Origin of the sequence: Neisseria sp. HMSC070F02 (assembly GCF_001814225.1) — a bacterium.
GTDB lineage: Bacteria > Pseudomonadota > Gammaproteobacteria > Burkholderiales > Neisseriaceae > Neisseria > Neisseria meningitidis.
Window position 1 is genome coordinate 1 of record NZ_KV815431.1, and the last position, 3420, is coordinate 3420.

4 protein-coding genes are annotated in these 3420 nt (G+C 51.4%); 3 read left to right on the plus strand and 1 reads right to left on the minus strand.

The features are described from left to right. Positions 1-257: 257 nt before the first annotated feature. Positions 258-896 (minus strand): site-2 protease family protein, encoded by a 639-nt coding sequence (locus tag HMPREF2959_RS05860; RefSeq protein ID WP_002216609.1) that lies wholly within the window; start codon positions 894-896, stop codon positions 258-260. Between the two features lie 254 nt (positions 897-1150). On the opposite strand from HMPREF2959_RS05860, the gene HMPREF2959_RS05865 reads away from it, so the two are divergent. From HMPREF2959_RS05865 to HMPREF2959_RS05875, 3 genes are all read left to right on the plus strand, one after another. Further along, a complete protein-coding gene (locus HMPREF2959_RS05865; RefSeq protein WP_002230816.1) occupies positions 1151-1993 on the plus strand; it encodes an energy transducer TonB in 843 nt (280 codons plus the stop codon). Positions 1994-2058: 65 nt separating this feature from the next. Continuing rightward, a complete protein-coding gene (gene exbB, locus HMPREF2959_RS05870) occupies positions 2059-2721 on the plus strand; it encodes a TonB-system energizer ExbB (RefSeq protein WP_002216612.1) in 663 nt (220 codons plus the stop codon). A gap of 2 nt (positions 2722-2723) precedes the next feature. Continuing rightward, positions 2724-3158: an ExbD/TolR family protein gene (locus tag HMPREF2959_RS05875; protein ID WP_002212592.1), complete on the plus strand. Its 435-nt coding sequence runs from the start codon at positions 2724-2726 to the stop codon at positions 3156-3158. Positions 3159-3420 lie beyond the last annotated feature (262 nt).

Consider the following 3420-nt stretch of genomic DNA (forward strand, 5'->3'; position numbering starts at 1 on the left):
TGTCGGGAGGGAAAGGAATTTTGCAAAGGTCTCAGACGGCAATAAATCCAGCATTTGATTGGCAAGTTTTGGCGATGTGAAAACCTCATCATTAGACAGACTGGAGTTTCTTAATCAGTGTTTCAGTTAATGAAAGGTATTATCATGCAACTTGGTTCTAATAATGATGAAAAAAATAAGATTACACTACAGGAAAACGCGGCAGGGCAATATGTCCTGCCGCGTTTTCTGGAGCGTTTATGCCGTCTGAAAGCCAGTCAGACGAACATCTGCACAAACGCAATCACCAGCCGCACAATCGGTGCAATAAACGCACCCAAAACCCCGGTCAGCATCAGCAGTAGGATAATCCACGTCCCATAAGGTTCGATTTTGCGGAACGCTTGCGAATATTTCGCCGACAGGAAGGTGTCGATGAAAATGCCGCCGTCCCAAGGCAGGATGGGGATGATGTTGAGCGCGAACAGAATCGCATTGATCAGAATACCGTAGTTTGCCATTTGAGCCAACGGCATCTGATACGCCCCGCCGACATACGGAGTCAGCACCAAAACCACGCCCCACAGAACAGCCATCGCCAGATTCGACAGCGGGCCGGACGCGGCAACGCAACGCCAGGCAAGGCGCGGGTTGCGGAAGTTGCGCGAATCGATAGGAATCGGACGCGCCCAGCCGAACAGGAAGGGCGTGAACATCAAAGTAAGCAGCGGTACGATGATTGTGCCGACCAAATCGATATGGGGCAGGGGGTTCAGTGTCAGCCTGCCGTATTGTTCGGCAGTGTTGTCTCCCCAGTAGCGCGCCGTATAGCCGCGCGCCACCTCCCTGACGGTAATGGCGAGCAGCACGGGCAGGACGGCAAGCAGAAACACGCCCAAATCAAAATTTTGAAACATGGTTTTCCTTTGAACAGATGTGGTGTGCAGCCCGAAACGGCTGACAGACAGAAGCGGCAATATATCATCTAACCTGATTTTATTGGAATAAGAAATCAGACGGAATCATTTTTTCTGCCGGCCCGTTATCTGATGATTTGCTGTAATACAGCGTTTAAACACGGTTTGCCTGTGAACGGAACAGACATTCATATGACCAAAAATTGTAAAAATAGGTTGCAAATAGGAATTGTTGCTATTATTATGCCCGAATTATGGATAAAGAACGAATTTTAACCCCCGCAGTCGTGTTTTCCGTCGCACTGCTGCATTTGGCAATGGTGGCATTGCTCTGGCAGGCGCACAAGCTGCCCGTGATAGAGTCAGGAAATGTTATCGAATTTGTCGATTTGGGTGATTTTGGCGGAGGGGACGGTGCACCCGAAGGCGCAGGTGCGCCTGCTGCGCCTGAGCCGCAACCTGAGCCTGAGCCGCCCAAACCTGTCGAGCCGCCCAAGCCGGTTTTGAAGCCGGTGGTTACGAAAAAGGCGGATGCGGATATTCAGCAGCCTAAGGAAGAGCCGAAACCTGAAGAAAAGCCGAAACCCGAAGAAAAACCGAAACCAGAGCCTAAGCCGGAAGCGAAGCCTGTCCCGAAACCGGCGGAAAAACCGGTCGAGAAGCCGTCTGAAAAACCTGCCGAACATCCCAGCAATGCTTCTGCCAAAGCAGACAGCGAGCAGGGTAATGGGGAAGATAAGGGAACCGGTACCAAAGGAGACGGAACGGGGCGCGGAGAAGGCAGCGGTAAAGGTAGCGGCGGTGTCAAAGGCGAACACGGGGAAGGAGCCGGCAGCAGCAAAGGCAATCCTTTACGCGCCAACGGCAGCATTCCGCGCCCGGCTTATCCCACGCTTTCTATGGAGAATGACGAGCAGGGTACGGTTGTTTTGAGCGTTTTGGTTTCTCCGGGCGGTCATGTCGAGTCCGTTAAAATCGTGAAAAGCAGTGGTTTTTCCCGGTTGGACAATGCGGCACGCAAGGCGGCGCAAAACGGGCATTTTCAAGCCAATGCCTGGACGGAGTTTAAAGTCCCCGTCAAGTTTGAATTGAATTAGGCGGTTGCCGCAGCGGTTTGCGGCAGCTTGGATGTTTGATTGGTTTTTTCAGTGTTGGAATCATTATGAATTTGAAATTAGTATTTGAATCGGGCGATCCCGTCCTGATCGGTGTGTTTGTGTTGATGCTGTTGATGAGTATCGTAACGTGGTGTTTGGTTGTCTTGCGCTGCATCAAGCTGTATCGGGCGCGCAAAGGGAATGCCGCCGTCAAACGGCATATGCGCGATACTTTGTCGCTGAACGACGCGGTCGAAAAAGTGCGCGCCGTCGATGCGCCTTTGTCCAAACTGGCGCAAGAGGCATTGCAGTCTTACCGCAACTACCGCCGAAACGAAGCGTCCGAACTGGCGCAGGCTTTGCCGTTGAACGAGTATTTGGTCATTCAAATCCGCAACAGTATGGCGCAGATTATGCGCCGGTTTGATTACGGGATGACCGCGCTTGCCTCCATCGGCGCGACCGCGCCGTTTATCGGGCTGTTCGGCACGGTTTGGGGGATTTACCACGCCCTGATCAATATCGGGCAAAGCGGGCAGATGAGTATTGCGGCGGTTGCCGGCCCGATTGGCGAGGCACTGGTGGCGACGGCGGCGGGTTTGTTCGTGGCGATTCCGGCGGTGTTGGCATACAACTTCCTCAATCGCGGCACAAAAATACTGACCCAGGATTTGGATGCGATGGCGCACGATTTGCACGTCCGCCTGCTTAATCAAAAGGATAGCTGATTATGGCATTTGGTTCGATGAATTCCGGCGACGATTCTCCGATGTCCGACATCAACGTTACGCCGTTGGTGGACGTGATGCTGGTGTTGCTGATTGTGTTTATGATTACTATGCCGGTGCTGACGCATTCCATCCCTTTGGAACTGCCGACCGCGTCCGAGCAGACAAACAAGCAGGACAAACAGCCTAAAGACCCCCTGCGCCTGACGATTGATGCGAACGGCGGCTATTATGTCGGCGGGGATTCTGCAAGCAAAGTGGAAATCGGGGAAGTGGAAAGCCGTCTGAAAGCCGCCAAGGAGCAGAATGAAAACGTGATTGTGGCGATTGCGGCAGACAAGGCGGTGGAATACGATTATGTAAACAAAGCTTTAGAAGCCGCCCGTCAGGCAGGAATCACCAAAATCGGTTTTGTAACCGAAACCAAGGCGCAATAAAGTTCGACGCTTGAACGAATGCCGTCTGAAAGTCTTTCAGACGGCATTTCTTATGTTTAATCAGCTATATATAGTTGATTAAAACAAAAATGAGACGACAGAGCGCCGTCTCCATTTCTGCGCAGGCGGGAATACAAACATCTGATTTTTCTTTTATTTTCAAACATTACTGAAATGGGTAAGTCTGGAGTCCTGCCTGCGCGAGAATAATGAAAATGTGCATTTCTAATTTTTATAGTGGATTAACAAAAATCAGGACAAG

Excerpts from the sequence above, each read along its gene's own strand:
- HMPREF2959_RS05875 (WP_002212592.1), top strand. The coding sequence starts at position 2,724 with ATGGCATTTGGTTCGATGAATTCCGGCGACGATTCTCCGATGTCCGAC.
- HMPREF2959_RS05860 (WP_002216609.1), bottom strand. The coding sequence starts at position 896 with ATGTTTCAAAATTTTGATTTGGGCGTGTTTCTGCTTGCCGTCCTGCCC.
- HMPREF2959_RS05865 (WP_002230816.1), top strand. The coding sequence starts at position 1,151 with ATGGATAAAGAACGAATTTTAACCCCCGCAGTCGTGTTTTCCGTCGCA.
- exbB (WP_002216612.1), top strand. The coding sequence starts at position 2,059 with ATGAATTTGAAATTAGTATTTGAATCGGGCGATCCCGTCCTGATCGGT.